Origin of the sequence: Pelagicoccus sp. SDUM812002, from assembly GCF_031127835.1 — a bacterium.
Classification (GTDB): Bacteria; Verrucomicrobiota; Verrucomicrobiia; order Opitutales; family Opitutaceae; genus Pelagicoccus.
The window spans coordinates 46,307-64,060 of sequence record NZ_JARXHX010000024.1 but is presented as its reverse complement, the minus strand read 5'-3'; the positions used below and the strand labels follow the sequence as shown (position 1 = coordinate 64,060).

Here is a 17,754-nt window from a genome sequence, read left to right as displayed (position 1 = left end):
GCCGCCGGATTTCTCCGGCGGCCCTTTCGCATATAAATTTACTAGAATGAAAACAAAGAACTATGAATGCGTGCTGCTCGAACTGGACAGCATGCTTGATGAATACGCGAGCGAGCCTTCACCATTTATCGCGTTGAGGAGTGTGCTCGAAACTCTGAGGTCAGAAAATCCTGTGGCTTTCTTGCAATTGGTGTCCGCCGACTTGGTCGTCGATAGACGTACCAACAACAGACCAGAACGCAAACGCGAGCTGGAGCTTTACGGTTTCGCTAGACGACTCGGTTGGTCGGTTTCTTTCCCGTCGCGACGTCGAACCTTCGATAGCGTCGCCTCAATCTGTAATGAGGCAAAGGATACGAATATCCTGGTTGTCAGCTCTGACGAGAGACTGCTTGGCTGCCTACAGCCCGGCGTATCGTTGCGTCTACATTCGAGAGGGAAAGTCGAACTTTGGGACCGCAAAAAATACCGGAAAAAGTGGGGGGTTGCACCCGAGTCACATTGGTTCGTTGATTCCGCGCTTAAGTCCGGGGTCAACGCTTCCCGTAGCTCGCTTGATCGCTGGCTGTCGGACATGTCGGAGTTTATGGAGTCAGGCCAGCTTGTCCGTTTGGCTGCTGCTGAGTTTGGCCTGAGTGCGGAGAAATCCGACGAATTTCGCGAACGTGCAGCATCCTCTCGACCCGTTGAAAGGGATTGCGAGCTCACTATCCTCGGCGACGACATCTGGCCGGTCCGATCCTTAGAGGGAAAGGACACTTCTAAGTATGTCCGTTCTGACAGGAGTGGAGATGTATGCTTATGACGGATACAGATGACTATGATTGGGTCTTAGTTGATGCCGAGTCTTACATCGCGAACGAACAAAAAGTGAGGGAGCTCCGAGCCATCGAACTCTACTCGATGCTTGCTAGGTTTAAGCACCTTCATCCAGAAGCTCGATATGTAGTCACCTTCGACGCAGAGGACGAGGAAGAGTCAGCGGAGGGGCGTATGCAAATGTTCGCTCAAGCGGGAGCGATGGGGTGGATCCCGCTTCGCTCCCGCTGCACCAGTTTTGACGCTTACGCTTGGTTTGTCTTCACGTTTCTCGGAGATTCCTCGGCGCGTTGTCTCCTGGTGTCGCGAGACGAGCGATCCTTCGGTCTGCTATCAGACCGAGTGGAGTTGCTTTACCGCGGACCCCGCGGCATCGAGAATTGGACGGCTAGTCGGTTTGTTGATGAATTCCGGTATCAGCCCGAGCAGCATTGGTTAAGGCTGGCCTGCGTAGGCGAAGCCACACTTTGGGAATCGTTCGAAAAGGTTGAACCAATTAAGTTCAGGGACGATCTTGCTGTTTGGCTCAGGTCAATCCCGCCCCAGCTTGCTCTAGAGCAAAGGCTTCGCAGAAAACTGGAATCGATCCTGCCAAAGCGGCTCACCCTCCAGGGTGAGTCGCTTTTTCGGTATTGGCTCCATCGTCGGGGAAATCCGAATGGATGAACGCGAGAGTTTACTCGGTGTCGTAAAGGGCTACCTCCGAATGAAGCGATATCAGGACGCCATTGATGAGCTTGAAACGCTTCAAACCAATCTAGGGATCTGTGACGACAGTTTTGATCTGATGATCTATGCGTTCATCAAAATTGGTGACGTGAAACGTCAGATGGATTATTCGCGGGCCGTCCTGTTTGAAACGGATCTCAAGCACTCTGGCGCTTGGGTTAATTTGATTTTCAACTACGGTTCGGCAGGAAACCTTCGGGCTGCCCGCATTTGCGTCGCTCGAGCCCTGATTGAGTGCCCTGGCGATGCGAATGTGAACTATGAAGCCGCCCGATTGTACTGCTCTCAAGGCGATCTACCGCGAGCGGCGAAGTTTATGATGTATGCTATCGGCTATGATTTGGACAAGCGTGTCTGGCTCGCCCAAGACCCTGATTTCGAAAGGTTGAGACTCTACTTTAAGCGAGGCATGAGCTGACGCACAGAACAAGGCGGACCCCATGGGTCCGCCTTTTTTGTTCACAAGCCACGCAGAAAAGAGGTGGAGGGATTCTCGGCCTTTACCCTTTAGGATCCCTTGGTTGCACTCTCCAAAAATCTCAAAGTTTGAAAATTAAATTTTCCGAACGTTGATAATCAACGGTTTATGAATTTGCGTAAAGGCTGGGAAATTTCATATAAGGTAGATCAGCACGATCTACAGTTTATGCGGCTCACTAGGAGCACATACTGGCCTGACCATTTCTCAGTTTTCGAGATGGAGTGGGCTGGATCGCAAGGCTGTGTACTCTTATCTGAGTTCCAGGCGTTGGCCTTTCTACGATCGAGACGAGAGGATTTTCTTAAACCCAAGGGAAGTCATAGAATGTATTCGGCGGGATTTCAGGATCGTACCAGCAGGAGGATTTCGTTACGTAGCACCCGAGAAAAGCCAGAACACGGGGAATCTTGTGTTCCCGTTTATAGCATTGCCTGAGTACGCAGATGACATCGGATGTGCGTCTACTGCTGCACGCCACAGGCTTTACCGCACGGTCAAAGCAAAGAGAATCCCGCATTACAGATTCAAGGCCAAAGGTGGAATCTACGTGGATCCTAAAGAAGTCGCCGAATTCTTTGCTGTTTGTGGAAGGCAGGCGAGTGTGGGTGAGCTTTTCTGACGGGAATTCTTTGTTACGTGGTTGCGGCCTTAGTTGGTCGGATTGCCCAGAATGGTTCGACTTGATTATCAGCGACGCGTCGAAGGTAATGTTTACGGATGGTCGCTTCGTTGTCTCCCGCTTGTTGGGCAGTCTCAGCCATCGATTTTGAAATCTTCACATGGTATGAGCAAAATGAGTGACGCAAACCGTCATGGGGAATCTTGAAAGGGCATCCTTCGCGAAACTTCTTAAGAAGGTAACGTAAGTAGGATCGCTGGTCCTTGGCATTCGAGCTGGAAGGAATTCTCGGAACGATCGGATGACGTGAAAGCGGGTAGGACTCGTAGAAGCTTCGAAGGGCAGGCTGTATCTCTACATCCCGAAAATCGCCGGTCTTCGAGTTGTCAGCTGTTATCTCGATCGTGCCGCGCTCTAGGTTGAAGAGCTCGTTTGTTTTTGGATCCAATCCTTGATCTGCGAGTTCTCCTTCAACGTCTGGACGAATGCCTGCGAATAGCGCAGTTGCTACGAAATTGACAAGTACTCCACCGCGGAAATTTTCGGCATACTCCATCAGCTCGGCTGCTTGCGTTGCAGTGAGGATCTCTCGGCGCGGTTTTTTGACTGGTTCCCGTTCTATATCGTCGGTGGGTATGCTGGCCTTGGGTAGGTACTGTCGCTCGTTATGGGCGCACCAGCGGAAGAAGGCGCCAAGATTTGATACGACGTTGTTCTTGCTTTTGCCTTCTTTGAGATTCCGTTTAGCGAGAAACGCCTGTATGTGTTTTGTGGTTACTTGGTGAACGGCGACCTTGTGCCCTTTTAGTTCCTCGCAGAGTTCGAGCAGGCTTTCGAGGAGGTTCTTGTAGTCTCGTTTCTGTCGTTCACTTCGGTCCTCCTTGGCTGTTTTAAATTCTTCGATGGCCTTGGAGAGCGGGTATTCTGCGATACTGGGATTGTAGTTTTCGAAAAGCTTGTGGACGGCCCAACTCAGGCTTTTGCCTTCGATGTGAGAGCGGAGCGCTTTCAGCGCCGCTTCTGCATCTGCCGTTTCGGCATCTGTGAGTGAAGTGTAAACCGCTTTTCGGTTTCCGAGGGCGCTCATGTGGCGCGTTTCAAGGACGTCCTTGAATGCATTTGCCTCCTCCCAGCTTTCGAAACGCTTTCTCGTGGGTTCCTTGGCCGAGCCAACGCGGCCGTAGGCTTCATAGCTCACTTCGCCGCTTGGGTGCGTAATCGTCTTCACCTCGAACTTCCTTTTCCTGCCCATAATTGGGCTACTTTGCATAAAATAAATGCGAAGTTAAGGGAAAAGTGTTCTAGGCTAGATAAATAGTGGTGGAGGTGGCGGGAGTCGAACCCGCGTCCCTCGAGCCTTCACATAAGGCGTCTACATGTTTGTTTTCGTTTTTAATCTCGCCTCTCAGTCGCGACGAAACCGCGCTACTTTTGAGGCCAGCCTCTCGATGAAGTACGGCCGAGGCGCAAGAGGCGCCCGTTCTCGGCTATGCTCGCTGGTCGTCGCTCCACACCGCCTAGCGAGTATCGGCGGGGGAACGTAGCGCTTATTTAAGCTGCTAGAGGCATTTCTTCGTGTGTGCCATTTGTGTTTTTGATAGACGATTTAAGAGGCCAACTATCATCCTCTACATGCAGCCAGATGCTCCAACTTGAGGTCGAATCCGGAACACCCCCATTAGCCAGCTGAGCTGGTTAATTTTGAAAAGTGATTGGTGAAGTTGGAATCGGAACTTCGTCTGGTAGGCGCCGCGTGAGCGGCGGTATGACTGTGAGGTCAAAGAACGAGGTTGAGGCTTATGCTCCTTCTGTCGTGGGAAATCAAGGCGATAGTTGCGGCTCGCTGATGTAGGACTGCCTCCACGTCGGTAGAGTTCCGCTTTGTTTGCATGAGGCTCTTACTGAGCGGGAACGAGTTTGGCATTTTTGCCCCCGCAGGCCTCGGATGCTCGCTCGAATTCGAGGGTGCTGTGACCGATGTCGAACTCTTCGGCGAATAGGTTCTTGAGCTGTTGCTTTATGTCGCGTTGGCGGTGGGTGATGTCGTCGTAGATGACGACGTGGGCTTCTAGGGCGCGGTGGGATTCGTCGATCTCCCAGACGTGCAGGTGGTGGAGATCGTTCACTCCGGTTAGCGACTCGGCCTGTTCTTTGACCCGAGCGAGGTCGATGTCCTCTGGAGTAGCTTCCATGAGGATACGGCTGGTACGGGCGAGATACTTCAGGGAGCTGGCTATTATGAAGCCGGCGATGCCCAAGGTCAGTAGGGGATCGATCCAGGTCCAGCCGAAGAAAAGCATGAGCGCTCCTCCTGCGAGCACGGCAAGCGAAGTGGCGGCGTCCGTAAGGTTATGCAGGAATGCGGCTTTGACGTTTAAGCTGCCTTTGGAGGTCGCCCACAAGAGGCCCACGGTGGTTAGGTCTACGAGCAACGCTACGCTAGCTCCTAGAATTACCCAGCTACTCTCGATAGGCACTGGATTTATGAAGCGCTCTATTGCGTGGTATATCAGGAAGCCGCCGATGATGACGAGGGCGGTGAGTTGGATGAGGGCTCCGATAAGCTCGGCCCTGCGATATCCGAATGTGTATTTTGAATTGGCTCGTTTGCGGGATATGCGTTTGGCGACGAATGCGACTACTAAGGCTGCTGCGTCGTTGGTGTTATGCAGGGCGTCAGCGACCAATGCGGCACTGCCAGAAATGAATCCGGCAACGAACTGGAAAACGGAGAGCGCGAAATTTATGGCCAGGCTCCAGAGAAGAGGTCGTTCCCCTAGTGAATCTTGATGAGAATGCTGATGAGAGTGTGCCATGATGAGCGTTGCGTCAGGTTTTTTGCAGGATTGAATGTGCAGTACGCAATGTATCCGGAGTGTTTCCGCCGGAAGTCGTGCGTTGTGAGCTTTGTATTCAGCTTCCGCGCCAAGGTCGGGGTGGGTGGGGTGAAGTGTGAAGAGTTTGTTAAATCTCAGTTGCTAGCTTGGGGTGGATCCCTACGTTGACTGTCATGCTTGTTCTGCCTGTCCTTCTGTTCCCGTATCTAGCCGCGTCCAGCGACGCCTCTTGGTCTGAGATTGCTCTGGAGTGGGTACACTCGGTCTGGGAGTCGGTGCGGAGACTTTTGGTGGGTGAGGATGTATATATCCAATTGGTGGCGATCGTCGGTGTGGTGATCCTTGCTTACGTGCTGCAGCTAGCTTTACGGCCTCTTTTCAAAAAGGTGACGGAGGCGATCGAGCAACGCGATGACTGGGTGGAGTCGATGATCGACTGGATTAGCGAGAACTTTTTTCGAATAGCGGTGGCGGCCTTGCTGTGGTCTGTGTCGATTTATTTCGACGCTCAAAACGAGCGAGCGGTAGGCGCTGTCTTGGAAACGAGCCAAACTAGCGTCGAAGTCGTCGTGGAAGCGGAGTCCACTGTAGAGAAGGACGGGGTGGCCAAGAACTACATATTGCTGAGGGCAGCTGCTAGTGTGGCGACCTTGATTTTGCTGTCCGGAGCGCTGCCGCGGGCCATCCGCGATAAGGCTTACTTCAAGACGCTCTACTTTGTGACCGCGGTGTTGCTCTTGCTGAACTTGTTGGGTGTTTGGGAGGTGATCCGTGACGGATTGGATAGCCTGCAGGTGCTGCCGGTGGCGGAAGGGGAATCGACACGGGTAACCGCGCTGACAATCGGTAAAGGAATCTTTGTCATACTCATCCTGATACCGTTGACCGGTTGGATCATGCGATTGGGAGAGGGGCGCGTAAAAAAGGCGCCGTCTTTGACGCCTGCGCTGCAGATGCTGGTGATCAAGGTGCTGAAGGCGCTGGTCGTGGTAGGGGCGATCCTCTTTGGAATCAGTTCCATGGGGATCGATCTTTCAGCGCTTGCCTTTATGGGCGGTGCGGTCGGCCTCGGCTTAGGTTTTGGTTTCCAGAAGGTGATTTCGAATCTGATTAGCGGAGTTATTCTTTTGAGCGATCGCTCGATCAAGCCGGGTGATGTGATCGAAGTAGACAACACGTATGGATGGATAAACAAGCTGAGCGCTCGTTACGTATCGGTAATAACGCGCGACGGCATGGAGCACTTGATCCCGAACGAAACGCTGATCACGGAGAAGGTGACGAACTGGTCGTTTAGCGATGACTTGGTACGGGTCAGGATTCCGTTTGGCGTCTCCTATCACGCCGATATCCACAAAGTGATGGATCTAGCGGTGGAAGCGGGAAAGAACAGTCCGCGTGTAGTGGATGACAAACCTCCGGTTTGCTGGCTACTTGGGTTTGGCGATAGCTCGGTAGACTTTGAATTGAGAGTTTGGATACGCGACCCTGCGAATGGTTTGAACAATTTACGCAGCGGGATCTACGTGAAACTTTGGGATAAGTTTAAGGAACACGATATCGAGATCCCATTCCCTCAGCGGGACATCAACCTGCGAGGTGGAATGCCTATCGAGGTTGTTATGCGACAGCAACGTGAGCAAGCCGGGACGGACGAAGCTTGAGGAGGTCAAACTATTGGGTTCGGTTTTTGGGTATATCGATCCTGTAGCGCGGACGGCGTGGAAGCCGTCCCTCCAAAATTAGTCCTCGACGAGACGTAGGGCGATTCCGAATACCATGGGAGTGGTGCGTTCATCGATGGCTTCGATGCGTACGGTGAGGTCGTCCCTTTCGGCAGTGAGCTCCTGCGGTATATCGAAGCTGATTTCTGTGAAAGCGTCGGGGAGTTGAGCGCTTAGCTCGAGGGTGCCGATCTCAGTGCCATTGACTAGGATTTTGCAGCCTTTTCCCCACTCGCTTCCGAGGTACTTGATAGCGAGCGCTAGAGGCTCGTTACCTGGGGCACGAAGGTCATATTCAAACCATTGGGTCGTCTCGCGGAAGCGTTGTCCGAGGATTGCGCCGCTGCGGGCACCTTCGCCGCGATAGTCGTGCTCTACTTCGGACTGTTGTTCGCCGGGAGCGATGCTGTCGACGGTGCGTGCTGCGAGTGCGAGTTCGATGGCTTCTTTTTTGGCTAACTCTTCTTGTATCGAAGCATAGTGGTCTGCATCGACGGATTGCCAGTAGGTCGAATAACGGGATTCGTGGATCTGGTTGAAGGGCTCGAGGATGATGGGTTCTTCGGGCTGAGGGCGAACGTCGCCAGTGAGCTCGAAGCGAAGCGACTTTCCGTCGACGGGCTTGAGTCGGGCGGCAAGGTCGCTGGGCTCGCCTACGAGCATAGGGGCTTGGTCGAGGGGAAGGTAGGCGCCGGGGGCGACGTGTTCCATGCGTCCGGAGCCGGCGAAAAGACCGGGAGTCTCGCCTTCGGCAACCTTCTGGGCGAGGACGATGGGTCCGTAGAGGAAGGAATAAAAGGGTGAGCCGTCTGGAAGCTGCTCAGCGCGAACTTGCATGGGTAGCGCTATGTCTAGGGTGTCGCCCGCCTTCCACTTGCGGGTCACGCTGGCGTATCCGAAATCGTCGACGGGAGCTTTGACGGGTTTCCCATTGAGGGTGACGTTATAGGCGTCGGTGGCCCAGGAGGGACGTCGGATTTTCAGGGTGAATTTCTTTTTGGGAGCGGATTCGATTTTTATTGTGGAGCTCTCAGTCGCAGGAAAGTCGGTGGTTTGGCTGATGCGAAGGCCTCGTTCTTGCCAGTCAAGAGAGCTCGCCAGGAAGAGGTTTACGAAAAGGGTGTCATCTTGTTTAGCGTATACGAATTCCGAATACCGTCCTGGGTTTTCGATGCCGGAGCCGACGCAGCACCAAAACGCGTCTTCCGGTACGGAGTAGACGCGATAGTGGCGGGGGCGCATGGGTGTGAAGTAAACGAGGCCGCCAGTTTCTGGGTGTTGGGCGGAGAGGATGTGGTTGTAGAGGGCGCGCTCGTAGTAGTCGGTGAATTCTGCGGAAGGCTCGGACTGGAAGAGCAGGGTGGTGAGCCGGAGCATGTTGTGGGTGTTGCACGTCTCAGGTCCCTCGCGGGACTCTAGCATGGAGCGGAAGTCGTCGGCGGGATGGAAATGCTCGCGCACGGAGTTGCCACCGATGGTGACGGAGCGATGGTTGACGACGGTATCCCAGAAGAACTCGGAGGCTTTGTGTAGCTTTTCGTCATCTGCAGCGAGAGCGGTACGCTGGAAGCCGATGACCTTGGGGATTTGAGTGTTGGCGTGGAAGCCGGTGAGCTTGTCCTCGCCTTCGAGCAGTGGGTCGAGGAGCTCGTGGTGTGTGAAGCGATAGGCGAGTTCGAGGTATCGTTTGTCACCAAGCTTTTGATACATCTCGGCAAAAATTTCGTTCATGCCGCCGTGCTCTGTGTAGAGCATTTGTTGAAGCTGCTCTTCGGTGAGCTTGGAAGTGGCTTGGTAGGTCCAGTCGGTGAGATCGAGCAGCATGTCGCGGGCTTGCTCGCTGTTGGCTACGAGCCAAGCATCCTTAAGGCCGGCGTAGGTTTTGTGTAGATTGTACCAGGGTACCCAAGCACCATTGAGGGAGAAACGGTCAGCCTGAATTTTGCCGGCTTGAAGCTCGGCGATAAACTCCTGGGAGTTAGGAACCCCGCCAAGGTACCCAGTACCGATGGCGTCTTGGCAGCGCTTGAGCTCGTCGAGCATGTAGTTGAGACGCTCGGCGAGGAGTGGATTGTCGCTTTGGAGAGAGAGGGTGGCGTAGGCGGAGAGGAAGTGTCCGGCGGAGTGGCCGTCGAGGCCTGAGGATTCCCAGTTTCCGTATTTAGGAGCTTTTGGCTCTAAGTCAGCCGCAATTAGAAATGGGGCGAGTAAGCGGTCGGGGTCGTGGGCCAGTACGTAGTCGATGTCGGCCGCGATCGAGTCGCGGAATGGACCGTCCGCGATGGTGACGTCACTGGGGTGGAATAGCTCCGCAGAAGGCAGTGATGCGGCGTTGACGGCTGCGAGGGTGAGGGCAATGACAAGGTTTCGCATGGGGATGTGGCGTTGGTGTTGGTTTGCGAGTTTTAGGGGGCTAAATCCTAGATTGAACGCGAAAGCTATTATCGGGAGCGTCAAAACGCCAGTCGAGATGGACCGTGGTGGGCTTAAATGTTAAGTTCTGGGTAATGGGTGAAAGGTTTCAGGTTATATGGTTGTCGATCCTGCAGTGCGGACGGCGTGGAAACCTTCCTCCATAAGATGGGGGGTACGAAAAACGCCAGCCGCACGAGGCGACTGGCGTTATGAGATTTGTTGCCCTTTTCGATTAGAGGAGGTCGGAGACCATCTTCTTTTCTTCGGAAAGCTCGGCTTCGGTTTCCTTGATTTTCTGTTGGCTGAACTCGTTGATCTCAAGACTTTCGACCACAGATAATTTCGAACCGTCGCTCTTGATCGGGTAGGAGTAGATGAGGCCTGGCTCGATGCCGTATTGTCCGTCGGAGCAAATTCCTACACTGAAGACATCGTCGGAAGCGGTAGGCTTGATGATGTTGGCCACGGTATCGATAGCGGCGTTTGCTGCGGAAGCGGCGGAGGAAAGTCCGCGAGCCTTTATTATTGCGGCTCCGCGTTGCTGTACGGTTGGGATGAAATCGTCCTTGTACCATGATTCATCGGTGATGACGTCAGTGGCTGCCTTTCCACCGATGGTGGCGTCAAAGTAGTTTGGATACATGGTGGAGGAGTGGTTACCCCAGATAGCGAGGTTCTTGACATCGGTGATGTCGGCACCGGCCTTGATGGCGAGCTGGGTCTTGGCTCGGTTTTCGTCGAGCTTAGTCATGGCGAACCAGCGATCCTTGGGAATGTCTGGCGCGTTGTTCATGGCGATGAGGCAGTTAGTATTGCAGGGGTTGCCGACCACGAGGGTGCGGATGTCGGAAGCGGCGTTTTCCTGGATGGCTTTGCCTTGGGAAGTGAAGATCTTGCCGTTGATGCCAAGGAGGTCCTTACGCTCCATGCCCGCTTTGCGAGGAACGGACCCGACGAGGAGGGCCCAGCTGGCGCTGTCGAAGCCTTCGTTAAGGTCGCATGTGGGGACGATTCCCTTGAGGAGTGGGAAAGCGCAGTCCTGCAGCTCCATGACCACGCCTTCGAGCGCTTTCATTGCGGGCTCGATTTCGATGAGCCTTAGCACGACCGGCTGATCCGGTCCGAGCAGTTGTCCTGACGCGATGCGTACCAGGAGAGAGTATCCGATTTGACCGGCGGCGCCGGTGACTGCCACGTGTACTGGGTTTTTCATAGCGAATTCAAGCTATGTGAACTCGTTATGAAAGCGAATCAAAAGAACAAGCCGTGCTAATAAATAGCACGGCCTGTTGGGAGGGATTAGATATGCTTAACTCGATGTTAAGCAACTGATAGGAGAGCGGATGCTCCGACTATTTTATGGCGAAGCGGGTGCCCATCTTTTCGAAGACTGAAATCACGGCGGCTTCGGTCGTTTCCCAGTCGATGCAGGCATCGGTGATGGATACGCCGTACGCTAGCTCGTCTTTGGGGGCAGGGAACTTCTGGTTGCCGGGACCGATGTTGCTCTCGACCATGACGCCGATTATGGAGTCGTTGCCAGCGGCAATTTGCTCCATGATGTCATCGAGGACAATGGGTTGGCGGTTGTGATCTTTATTGCTGTTGCCGTGGCTGCAGTCGACCATGATGGCCGGTATGAGTCCCGCTTTCATGAGATCGGCTTCGCATTTGGCGACGTGCGCGGCGTCGTAGTTGGGGCCGCTGCTGCCGCCGCGCAGAACGACGTGGCAGTTGGGATTGCCCTTGGTCGTGACGGCCGAGGCTTGGCCGTCGGTGTTGATGCCGAGGAAGGTCTGGCAACCACTGGCCGCCTTGATAGCGTTGACGGCGACGCCGATGGTGCCGTCCATCCCGTTTTTGAAGCCGAGGGGCATGGAGAGGCCAGATGCCATTTGGCGGTGGGTCTGCGACTCCGTGGTGCGAGCGCCGATGGCGGCCCAAGATACGAGGTCCGCGATGTACTGGGGAGTGATCGGGTCCAACAATTCTGTCGAGGTGGGTATTCCGAGGTCGATGATCTTGCGAAGGAATTCGCGAGCGACGCGAAGGCCTTTGTTGATGTTTTCGCTCCCGTCAAGGTCGGGGTCCATGATGAGGCCCTTCCAGCCGAGGGAAGTACGGGGCTTCTCGAAGTAGACCCGCATGACGAGGCAGATGCGGTCTTTGACCTTCTCGCTGAGAGCCGCGAGGCGCCTGGCGTATTCGAGGCCGGCTTCGGTATCGTGGATCGAACAGGGGCCGATCACGACGAGAAGGCGCTTGTCTCCACCGAAGATGATCTCGTGGATCTCCTCGCGGGACTTTGAGATGAACTCCGCTTGCTCTTCCGTTTTTTCGTACTCTGAGAGGAGTTGACGGGGGGTTGGGAGAGCGACGGTGCGAGTGACGTTTATGTCGGAGGTGTTCTTCACTTCTGGCGTTATTGGTTGAGGTGCATTCAAATTTCAAATGCGAATTCCCCCTAATTGGCAGGAAAAACAGTGAAATTTGGGCAAGAAAAAGGCGGACCGCCTACCCCTAAGCGATCCGCCACTCGTTTTCTTAGTTACCCCAAAATCTCGCTAGGCGAGAAAGTGTTTGTTGATGCGGCGACTTGATGGAGCAATTTTTACCTCTGTCAAATATAAATTCGCCAGCAATTTGTGAATCGCGCAGGCTGTTAAATCTGATGCAAATTCCACGTTTTTTTAAGTACAACGCCCAAGCATCGTTGGGTGTCAGCGGCCCTGATGCCTTGGAGTTTTTGCAGGGCCAATTTTCGAACGACTTGTCCTCGATCGCGGTGGGGCAAGTGGTCTACGGGCTCTGGCTCGATCGAAAGGGAAAGATCGTTGCTGACAGTTTCGTGCTGCGGCGGGGCGAGGAAAGCTTCACCCTGCTAAGCTACTTTTGCGAGAGCTCCGCTATCCTCGATAGACTGGATGCTTATCTCGTAATGGAGGATGCGGAATTGGCCGCCTCGAGCGAAAGAGCGCCTGCGGTTGCGATATGGGGCGAACAGGCTCAATCGAGTGCTTGCGAAGCATTGGGGCTAGAAACGCCGGATCGCGGCGGCTTCGCGGAAAACGGAGATGTAGTGGCGTTTTGGGGACGCCGTGGTTCAGAGTCCGTGTTGGAGGTCGTAAACTTGCGTGAGGACGAATCGTCTCGATTTGTCGAATTGGTTTCTCAGCTTTCCGAAATGGGGGCCGTCGAGCTTACGCTCGACGAGGCTACTGCTTTAGCGATCGAGTCGAAGGTGCCTCAAATCGGTCGAGGCTTTGGAGACGCGGACTTGCCGCAGGAGCTGAGCTTAGAAGTAGATGCTGTGTCGTTTCGGAAAGGGTGCTACCTCGGACAGGAAGTGATGGCGCGTTTGCATGCGATGGGACGTGTTCGCAAGGGGCTGAAGGTAATGGGTATTGAAGGTTCAACTACCATTTCTGAGAAGTCTTTGCCTCTAGATCTAGTTGATGACGCTGGGAAGCGGTTTGGACAGCTGCGCTCGGTTGCGTATTCGAAGTCTGGAGGCATCGGACTAGGGGTGGTGAGTCATGGTTTTGTGGGGCAGCGCCTCTTTGCTGGAGAGGTCGAAGTCACTTTATATCAGGAGAAAGACAAGTCAGATGGGTGAAATCGAACAGGTAGCAGGCGTACTCAAGCAATTGGGCGCGGAAGATGATCAGGCCAAAGTAATGGCTGCGCAGTTGATCAAACGAGCGGAGCAGATCTCAGAAGAACGCGGCGTTGAAAAGGTGTCTGCACTGGCGGAACTTCTTCAACTCGTGAAGTCAGGAAGGGATGGCGAAACCCACGAACGCAGTAACTAAGGGGCTTCAAGGCCCATAATTATCGCGAAAACGGCGCGTTTTGTTTTGACCGTTCACCTTTGGGGTATTCAGTTATGCCTCGAATCAATTTCTGGTTCTACCCTAAACTATCTTCAACAATACTCCACATATATGAATAAAGCTGAACTAATCGCCGAAATCCAAAAGAATCTAGGAGACTCCTCCAAGGCTGAAGCTGAAAAGGCTCTCGCTGCTGTGTTGTCCTCTATCAAGACTGCTGTTAAGAAAGCGGCTAAGGACGTTAAGCTCCGTGACAAGGATTCTAAGGATGCAGTAGCTATCCAGCTCGTTGGTTTCGGTACGTTCTCTGTGGGCAAGCGCTCTGCTCGCACTGGCATCAACCCACTCACCAAGGAACCTCTCAAGATCAAGGCTAGCAAGAACGTCAAGTTCAAGGCTGGCGCTGGATTGAAGGAGCAGCTCTAGTAATCCTCCCCTAAGAATTTCAAAAGACCCGCAGCTTTTACGGCTGCGGGTTTTTTGTGTCTGGAAAATGGATACTAAGGAATGCGGAATCAGTCGTATCGCAATCGATTTGTATTCATCAAGGCGAGCACGAGCACCTAGATCCCGCTGCAGTAGATTGGGGATTGCAGGCTAGAGGCGTTGCGAGACTTCGCGGTAGAGCTCCTCGAATTGGGAAAAATAAGTGAGCACTTCTCTCTCCAAGAGGAACACGTATAGCAGCGCTCCTCCTGAGAGCATGGGACCGAATGGAATGTGCCCCTCGAATTCTTCGTTTTCTGAATCTTTCACGGGCGTGGGAGAGCTGCTTGTTTCGTTTTGCGGACGGAGCCTTTTGACAATACTCCAGACGAGTATACCGATACATCCGAGCAACGCTCCGCCGAAGATGGAGAAGATGGCTCCTTGCCATCCGAGGAAAGCCCCAATTCCACCGAGTAGCTTCACATCGCCAAAGCCCATGGCCTCCTTTTTAAGGACCGCTTCTGCGAGGAGAGCGATCCATAGGATGATTGATGATCCTATGAGGATGCCTATCGAGGAGCGGATGGCTGCATTTACGCTGGCAAAAGCGTATTCTGATCGATTGAAGTCGTGTAGTTCAGGAACCAATACGGAAACCGCGAATCCGACTGCGGCGAGGCCGATCGAAAAGCGGTCAGGAATTTCCATATGGTCAAAATCGATAAAGCTGGCGCAAACGAGTAGGGCGCTGAAGAGCATCAGGCATATTGCCTTGAGCGGAGATTGCGAAAGCCAAGCGGCGAGAAAGAAAAATCCGGTAAGCGCTTCGACAAATGGATAGCGGAAGCTGTAGTGAGCTTTGCAGCAGCGGGCTCGACCTCTTAGGATGAACCAACTGAGAATGGGGATGTTGTCGTACCATTTGATCGGTTGGCCGCAGGCACAGGTAGATCCGGGGCTGACGATCGATTTACCTGCTGGTATTCGATAGATGCATACGTTGAGGAAGCTCCCAACGATCGCTCCCATCAAAAAGGCGAAAGTGGGCATGAGCCATGGGAATTCCCCTTCGATAAACTGTAGTGTATCCATCGTTTTAGGCTAGTGGGCAGCGAGCGCTTTGTCGGCGGCTTGCTGCATGATATCCGCGGGTGCCTCGGTTTCGGTCCAGATCGAAAGGGATTTTGCTCCTTGATGGACGAGCATTGCGAGTCCGTTGCCCACTTGGCCGCCCTTCGCGGATACGGCTTTCATGAGGGCGGTGCTAGGTGGATTGTAGATCATGTCAAAACAGCTGGATTTTTCTGGGAGCCTGTCCACGGGTATCGGCGTAGGGTCGTCTGGCTTTAGTCCCAGCGAGGTCGCGTTCACCAGCAGGCAGCTCGCTGGAAGGTGTTCGATGTCAGACGGAGATAGGGATGAGAGTGAGATTCCTGCTGCCGCGGCGAGGGGAGCTAATTCGGAAACGAGTCGGCGGAGACGGTCTTGGTTTCTGTTGATGACGGTGAGGCTGGCACAACGTGATTGCAAAGCTTGAATGGCGGCTGCCCGAGCGGCTCCTCCGGCGCCAATCAGGACGAAATCAGAGCCCTCGATCTCGCGCCCGAGCTGGATCTTGATCCCCCGTGCCAAGCCGTAGCCGTCGGTATTGAAACCGAGGTAGCCTTTGGTCTGCCACCTCAGGGTGTTGACGGCTCCTATAGCTTGGGCGGCTGGGTCGACACCCTCGATCGCTGGAAACGCGATTTCCTTGTGCGGCACCGTTAGGTTAAGGCCGACGAAACCTTTTTGGTGAAAGAGGGGCAACGCTTCGACGAGCTGAACCGGATCTATCACGAATCGGAAATAGCGCCAGTCTGATAGTTTGGGGTGCGCCTGAGCGAGGTGAGCGAGCGCTGCGTTGTGCATCTGCGGGCTGATGGAGTGGCGTACTGGCTGTCCTAATACGGCGAGGCTGGTGCCTGGGAAATCCCATTCCTGCAGATCTGTGAGCGTGTAGGTTTGGTCGGCTGAGTAGCTGAGCATTTGGGCTATCGTTGCGTGCCGCTTTACTCAGGCGAGAAAATTCTCAGTCAAGATTACTGGCTTGGCGAGGTGGTATGGACTTTCTGGAATTCGCGTACGAAGCTGGCGAATAAGTTTGCCTGACCTTCTTGGCCTGCCGCCCCGTAGTGGTTGGCGAGGTTTTGGCAGCAGCGGGTGAGGACTTCTCTGATTGGACTGGGTGCAAGGTTTCCGAGCTGGGATACCGAGAGGTAGCCGCTCGAATAGTCGAGAAGTTGTCCGGGAGCGATGAATCGTCCGCGTTTGAAGGCGTCTATATAGAAAGGGAGGTCTTCTTCGAAGGAACCAACGAGAAAGTGTCCCGGGTAGGCGATAGGGTCGAGATCGGCTCCGACCCTCTGGGCTACGAGGAGGTAGAGAATGGACAAAGAGATAGGGAGACCTTTCTTTGTTTCGAGGACCCTGTTGAGGAAGCTATTGTCCGGATTTTCGTAATCTTCCGCGTTTCCTCGAAATCCGTACTCGTGGAAAAGGACGCGATTTATCATCACGCAACGTTCTCTCGGTGATATCGGATTTGCGATGAGCTCGCGGCAACGATCTGCGATGGAGTCGATTTGCGTGCAAATTTCTGCTGCGGTCACTTGAGGGTAGGCCACGCGGCATAGCATGATTATCCCTGTCTCTAGCTCGTAGTTTTGGGATCGGATGAATTTGCGGAACTCCTCGCTAGGATTGGCGTTCTCGACCTCTGCAAGGATACGCTTTGCGTGGAGGGCGAGCATTCGGTTGCTGCTGCTAACGATCTCCTCAAGGAAATTGCATGCTGGAGTGCCCATTTTCGTAAGCTCTTCGACCAGTGCTTTTTGTACGACTGGGCTCGGGTCGTCTAGCAGGCAGCGGAATGCCTCACGCCGTTCTGGAGTGATGTCGATTGGTAGCACGAATCGGAGTTTGGAGATACAGTCCGGCTTGGCAACCGGTTTGGAAAGGGAAACCGAGAAATTTTTAATATGCGGCTGGAGAGCTTCCAAATCTTTAAGAATAAGCTAGGGAACTTTGGGTAGGAAGTGAGGCTTATGCCTGCGTGATCGGTCAGCGTTTGGATGAGCGTTTGCTAAAAATGTGAAAAATGAGTCTTTCAGATTAAAGCGAAGGTCGTAGACACCGTTAGACGTAGTGGGGAGCAATAACTGCTCCTGACCAGAAAGGATTCTGACGAACACATCACGAGCATGGAACAGCTCTATCCAAGAAACATTTTAGAACGGCACTACCCGATCTTGCGCGAGAAGCGCGAGAAAGAGGAACGTGAGGAAGAGGAAGCAGCTTTTCAGTCAACGGCTGAGAGGAGCGCTTACTTTAACCCTCGCGAGGCGGCTCTGCACGAAAACGAACCGCTCCGGGGCGGTTCGGTTGGGCGTGTACTTAATACCGTAGCTTAGCGTCGCTGGCCATTAAGGCCCGTTAACCTTCGAGGCCGGCTTGTACGGTTTCGATCAGCTGGGCGGTCGAAAAGGGTTTGGATATCAAACCTGCGATTTGTCGGTCGCCGAGACGCTCTTTGATTTCCTCGCCGAAGATGCCGCTCATGGCGAAGACTTTGATATCAGGAGAGATCAACCGAAGTTTGTCGTAGAGATCCTCGCCGTAGCTGTCCTCGAGGTTCATATCCAGCATGCATGCCGCGATAGTGTCCTTGTTGTCGGCGAGTATCGAGAGAGCGGATTTTGCGTCAGAGGCTTCGAGGGTTTCGATATCGATGCTATTCAGGATCGCTTGTAGTACGGCACGGATACCTTCTTCGTCGTCAATAATTAAGATTGCTCCCTTGGGTGCGGATTGCATAGGGTTTTGTTCGGTT

At 53.8% G+C, this 17,754-nt stretch carries 17 protein-coding genes and 1 other RNA gene; 8 read left to right on the top strand and 10 right to left on the bottom strand.

Features of this window, described 5'->3' with window-relative positions; all coding sequences use genetic code 11:
• The first annotated feature begins 46 nt into the window (after positions 1–46).
• The 3 genes from QEH53_RS21505 to QEH53_RS21495 are packed head-to-tail and all read left to right on the top strand — an operon-like array spanning position 47 to position 1,966.
• Complete coding sequence (locus tag QEH53_RS21505; protein ID WP_309025289.1) at positions 47–805, top strand: hypothetical protein; 759 nt, start codon at positions 47–49, stop codon at positions 803–805.
• A complete protein-coding gene (locus QEH53_RS21500) occupies positions 802–1,485 on the top strand; it encodes a hypothetical protein (RefSeq protein WP_309025288.1) in 684 nt (227 codons plus the stop codon). The genes QEH53_RS21505 and QEH53_RS21500 overlap by 4 nt, the downstream gene beginning before the upstream one ends.
• Positions 1,478–1,966, top strand: coding sequence for a hypothetical protein (locus QEH53_RS21495; RefSeq protein ID WP_309025287.1), 489 nt, complete (start codon positions 1,478–1,480; stop codon positions 1,964–1,966). Before QEH53_RS21500 ends, QEH53_RS21495 begins: the two co-directional genes overlap by 8 nt.
• A gap of 695 nt (positions 1,967–2,661) precedes the next feature.
• Here the strand turns inward: QEH53_RS21495 and QEH53_RS21490 are convergent.
• The 3 genes from QEH53_RS21490 to QEH53_RS21480 all read right to left on the bottom strand — a co-directional run bounded on the left by QEH53_RS21490 (position 2,662) and on the right by QEH53_RS21480 (position 5,464).
• Complete coding sequence (locus QEH53_RS21490; RefSeq protein ID WP_309025286.1) at positions 2,662–3,918, bottom strand: site-specific integrase; 1,257 nt, start codon at positions 3,916–3,918, stop codon at positions 2,662–2,664.
• 48 nt (positions 3,919–3,966) lie between these two features.
• Positions 3,967–4,325: a transfer-messenger RNA gene (gene ssrA / locus QEH53_RS21485) on the bottom strand.
• Between the two features lie 221 nt (positions 4,326–4,546).
• A complete protein-coding gene (locus tag QEH53_RS21480) occupies positions 4,547–5,464 on the bottom strand; it encodes a cation diffusion facilitator family transporter (protein WP_309025285.1) in 918 nt (305 codons plus the stop codon).
• 194 nt (positions 5,465–5,658) lie between these two features.
• Between QEH53_RS21480 and QEH53_RS21475 the strand changes: the two genes are divergently transcribed.
• On the top strand, positions 5,659–7,149 hold the full coding sequence (locus tag QEH53_RS21475; protein WP_309025284.1) for a mechanosensitive ion channel domain-containing protein: 1,491 nt from the start codon (positions 5,659–5,661) through the stop codon (positions 7,147–7,149).
• A 78-nt stretch (positions 7,150–7,227) separates the two neighbouring features.
• Here QEH53_RS21475 and QEH53_RS21470 read toward each other — a convergent pair whose 3' ends face one another.
• The 3 genes from QEH53_RS21470 to QEH53_RS21460 form a co-directional block, all read right to left on the bottom strand.
• Positions 7,228–9,582, bottom strand: coding sequence for a glycoside hydrolase family 127 protein (locus QEH53_RS21470; RefSeq protein ID WP_309025283.1), 2,355 nt, complete (start codon positions 9,580–9,582; stop codon positions 7,228–7,230).
• A gap of 274 nt (positions 9,583–9,856) precedes the next feature.
• A complete protein-coding gene (locus QEH53_RS21465; protein WP_309025282.1) occupies positions 9,857–10,837 on the bottom strand; it encodes a malate dehydrogenase in 981 nt (326 codons plus the stop codon).
• A 139-nt stretch (positions 10,838–10,976) separates the two neighbouring features.
• Positions 10,977–12,038 carry a 3-deoxy-7-phosphoheptulonate synthase gene (locus QEH53_RS21460; RefSeq protein ID WP_309025281.1) on the bottom strand — a complete coding sequence of 354 codons (1,062 nt, stop codon included), beginning with the start codon at positions 12,036–12,038 and terminating at the stop codon, positions 10,977–10,979.
• Positions 12,039–12,295: 257 nt separating this feature from the next.
• Here QEH53_RS21460 and QEH53_RS21455 point away from each other — a divergent pair, with 257 nt between their 5' ends.
• The 3 genes from QEH53_RS21455 to QEH53_RS21445 all read left to right on the top strand — a co-directional run bounded on the left by QEH53_RS21455 (position 12,296) and on the right by QEH53_RS21445 (position 13,883).
• Positions 12,296–13,240, top strand: a complete 945-nt coding sequence (locus QEH53_RS21455) for a hypothetical protein (RefSeq protein WP_309025280.1) — start codon at positions 12,296–12,298, stop codon at positions 13,238–13,240.
• Positions 13,233–13,436 carry a hypothetical protein gene (locus QEH53_RS21450; RefSeq protein WP_309025279.1) on the top strand — a complete coding sequence of 68 codons (204 nt, stop codon included), beginning with the start codon at positions 13,233–13,235 and terminating at the stop codon, positions 13,434–13,436. Before QEH53_RS21455 ends, QEH53_RS21450 begins: the two co-directional genes overlap by 8 nt.
• Before the next feature lie 132 nt (positions 13,437–13,568).
• A complete protein-coding gene (locus QEH53_RS21445) occupies positions 13,569–13,883 on the top strand; it encodes an HU family DNA-binding protein (protein WP_309025278.1) in 315 nt (104 codons plus the stop codon).
• A 171-nt stretch (positions 13,884–14,054) separates the two neighbouring features.
• Here the strand turns inward: QEH53_RS21445 and QEH53_RS21440 are convergent, their stop codons facing one another.
• Genes QEH53_RS21440 through QEH53_RS21430 form a run of 3 tightly spaced genes read right to left on the bottom strand, consistent with a single transcriptional unit; the run spans position 14,055 to position 16,924 of the window.
• A complete protein-coding gene (locus QEH53_RS21440; protein WP_309025277.1) occupies positions 14,055–14,978 on the bottom strand; it encodes a prepilin peptidase in 924 nt (307 codons plus the stop codon).
• 9 nt (positions 14,979–14,987) lie between these two features.
• Positions 14,988–15,911 (bottom strand): shikimate dehydrogenase, encoded by a 924-nt coding sequence (aroE, locus tag QEH53_RS21435; protein ID WP_309025276.1) that lies wholly within the window; start codon positions 15,909–15,911, stop codon positions 14,988–14,990.
• Positions 15,912–15,964: 53 nt separating this feature from the next.
• Positions 15,965–16,924 (bottom strand): transglutaminase-like domain-containing protein, encoded by a 960-nt coding sequence (locus QEH53_RS21430; RefSeq protein WP_309025275.1) that lies wholly within the window; start codon positions 16,922–16,924, stop codon positions 15,965–15,967.
• A 201-nt stretch (positions 16,925–17,125) separates the two neighbouring features.
• Between QEH53_RS21430 and QEH53_RS21425 the strand changes: the two genes are divergently transcribed.
• Entirely contained in the window at positions 17,126–17,335 is a 210-nt protein-coding gene (locus QEH53_RS21425; RefSeq protein ID WP_309025274.1) for a hypothetical protein, read from the top strand.
• A gap of 22 nt (positions 17,336–17,357) precedes the next feature.
• Here the strand turns inward: QEH53_RS21425 and QEH53_RS21420 are convergent, their stop codons facing one another.
• On the bottom strand, positions 17,358–17,738 hold the full coding sequence (locus QEH53_RS21420) for a response regulator (protein ID WP_309025273.1): 381 nt from the start codon (positions 17,736–17,738) through the stop codon (positions 17,358–17,360).
• Positions 17,739–17,754 lie beyond the last annotated feature (16 nt).

Coding starts and splice junctions, on each gene's coding strand:
- QEH53_RS21500 (WP_309025288.1), top strand. CDS start 802: ATGACGGATACAGATGACTATGATTGGGTCTTAGTTGATGCCGAGTCT.
- QEH53_RS21465 (WP_309025282.1), bottom strand. CDS start 10,837: ATGAAAAACCCAGTACACGTGGCAGTCACCGGCGCCGCCGGTCAAATC.
- QEH53_RS21440 (WP_309025277.1), bottom strand. CDS start 14,978: ATGGATACACTACAGTTTATCGAAGGGGAATTCCCATGGCTCATGCCC.
- QEH53_RS21445 (WP_309025278.1), top strand. CDS start 13,569: ATGAATAAAGCTGAACTAATCGCCGAAATCCAAAAGAATCTAGGAGAC.
- QEH53_RS21420 (WP_309025273.1), bottom strand. CDS start 17,738: ATGCAATCCGCACCCAAGGGAGCAATCTTAATTATTGACGACGAAGAA.
- QEH53_RS21450 (WP_309025279.1), top strand. CDS start 13,233: ATGGGTGAAATCGAACAGGTAGCAGGCGTACTCAAGCAATTGGGCGCG.
- QEH53_RS21495 (WP_309025287.1), top strand. CDS start 1,478: ATGGATGAACGCGAGAGTTTACTCGGTGTCGTAAAGGGCTACCTCCGA.
- QEH53_RS21475 (WP_309025284.1), top strand. CDS start 5,659: ATGCTTGTTCTGCCTGTCCTTCTGTTCCCGTATCTAGCCGCGTCCAGC.
- QEH53_RS21470 (WP_309025283.1), bottom strand. CDS start 9,582: ATGCGAAACCTTGTCATTGCCCTCACCCTCGCAGCCGTCAACGCCGCA.
- QEH53_RS21480 (WP_309025285.1), bottom strand. CDS start 5,464: ATGGCACACTCTCATCAGCATTCTCATCAAGATTCACTAGGGGAACGA.
- QEH53_RS21490 (WP_309025286.1), bottom strand. CDS start 3,918: ATGCAAAGTAGCCCAATTATGGGCAGGAAAAGGAAGTTCGAGGTGAAG.
- QEH53_RS21505 (WP_309025289.1), top strand. CDS start 47: ATGAAAACAAAGAACTATGAATGCGTGCTGCTCGAACTGGACAGCATG.
- aroE (WP_309025276.1), bottom strand. CDS start 15,911: ATGCTCAGCTACTCAGCCGACCAAACCTACACGCTCACAGATCTGCAG.
- QEH53_RS21455 (WP_309025280.1), top strand. CDS start 12,296: ATGCAAATTCCACGTTTTTTTAAGTACAACGCCCAAGCATCGTTGGGT.
- QEH53_RS21425 (WP_309025274.1), top strand. CDS start 17,126: ATGGAACAGCTCTATCCAAGAAACATTTTAGAACGGCACTACCCGATC.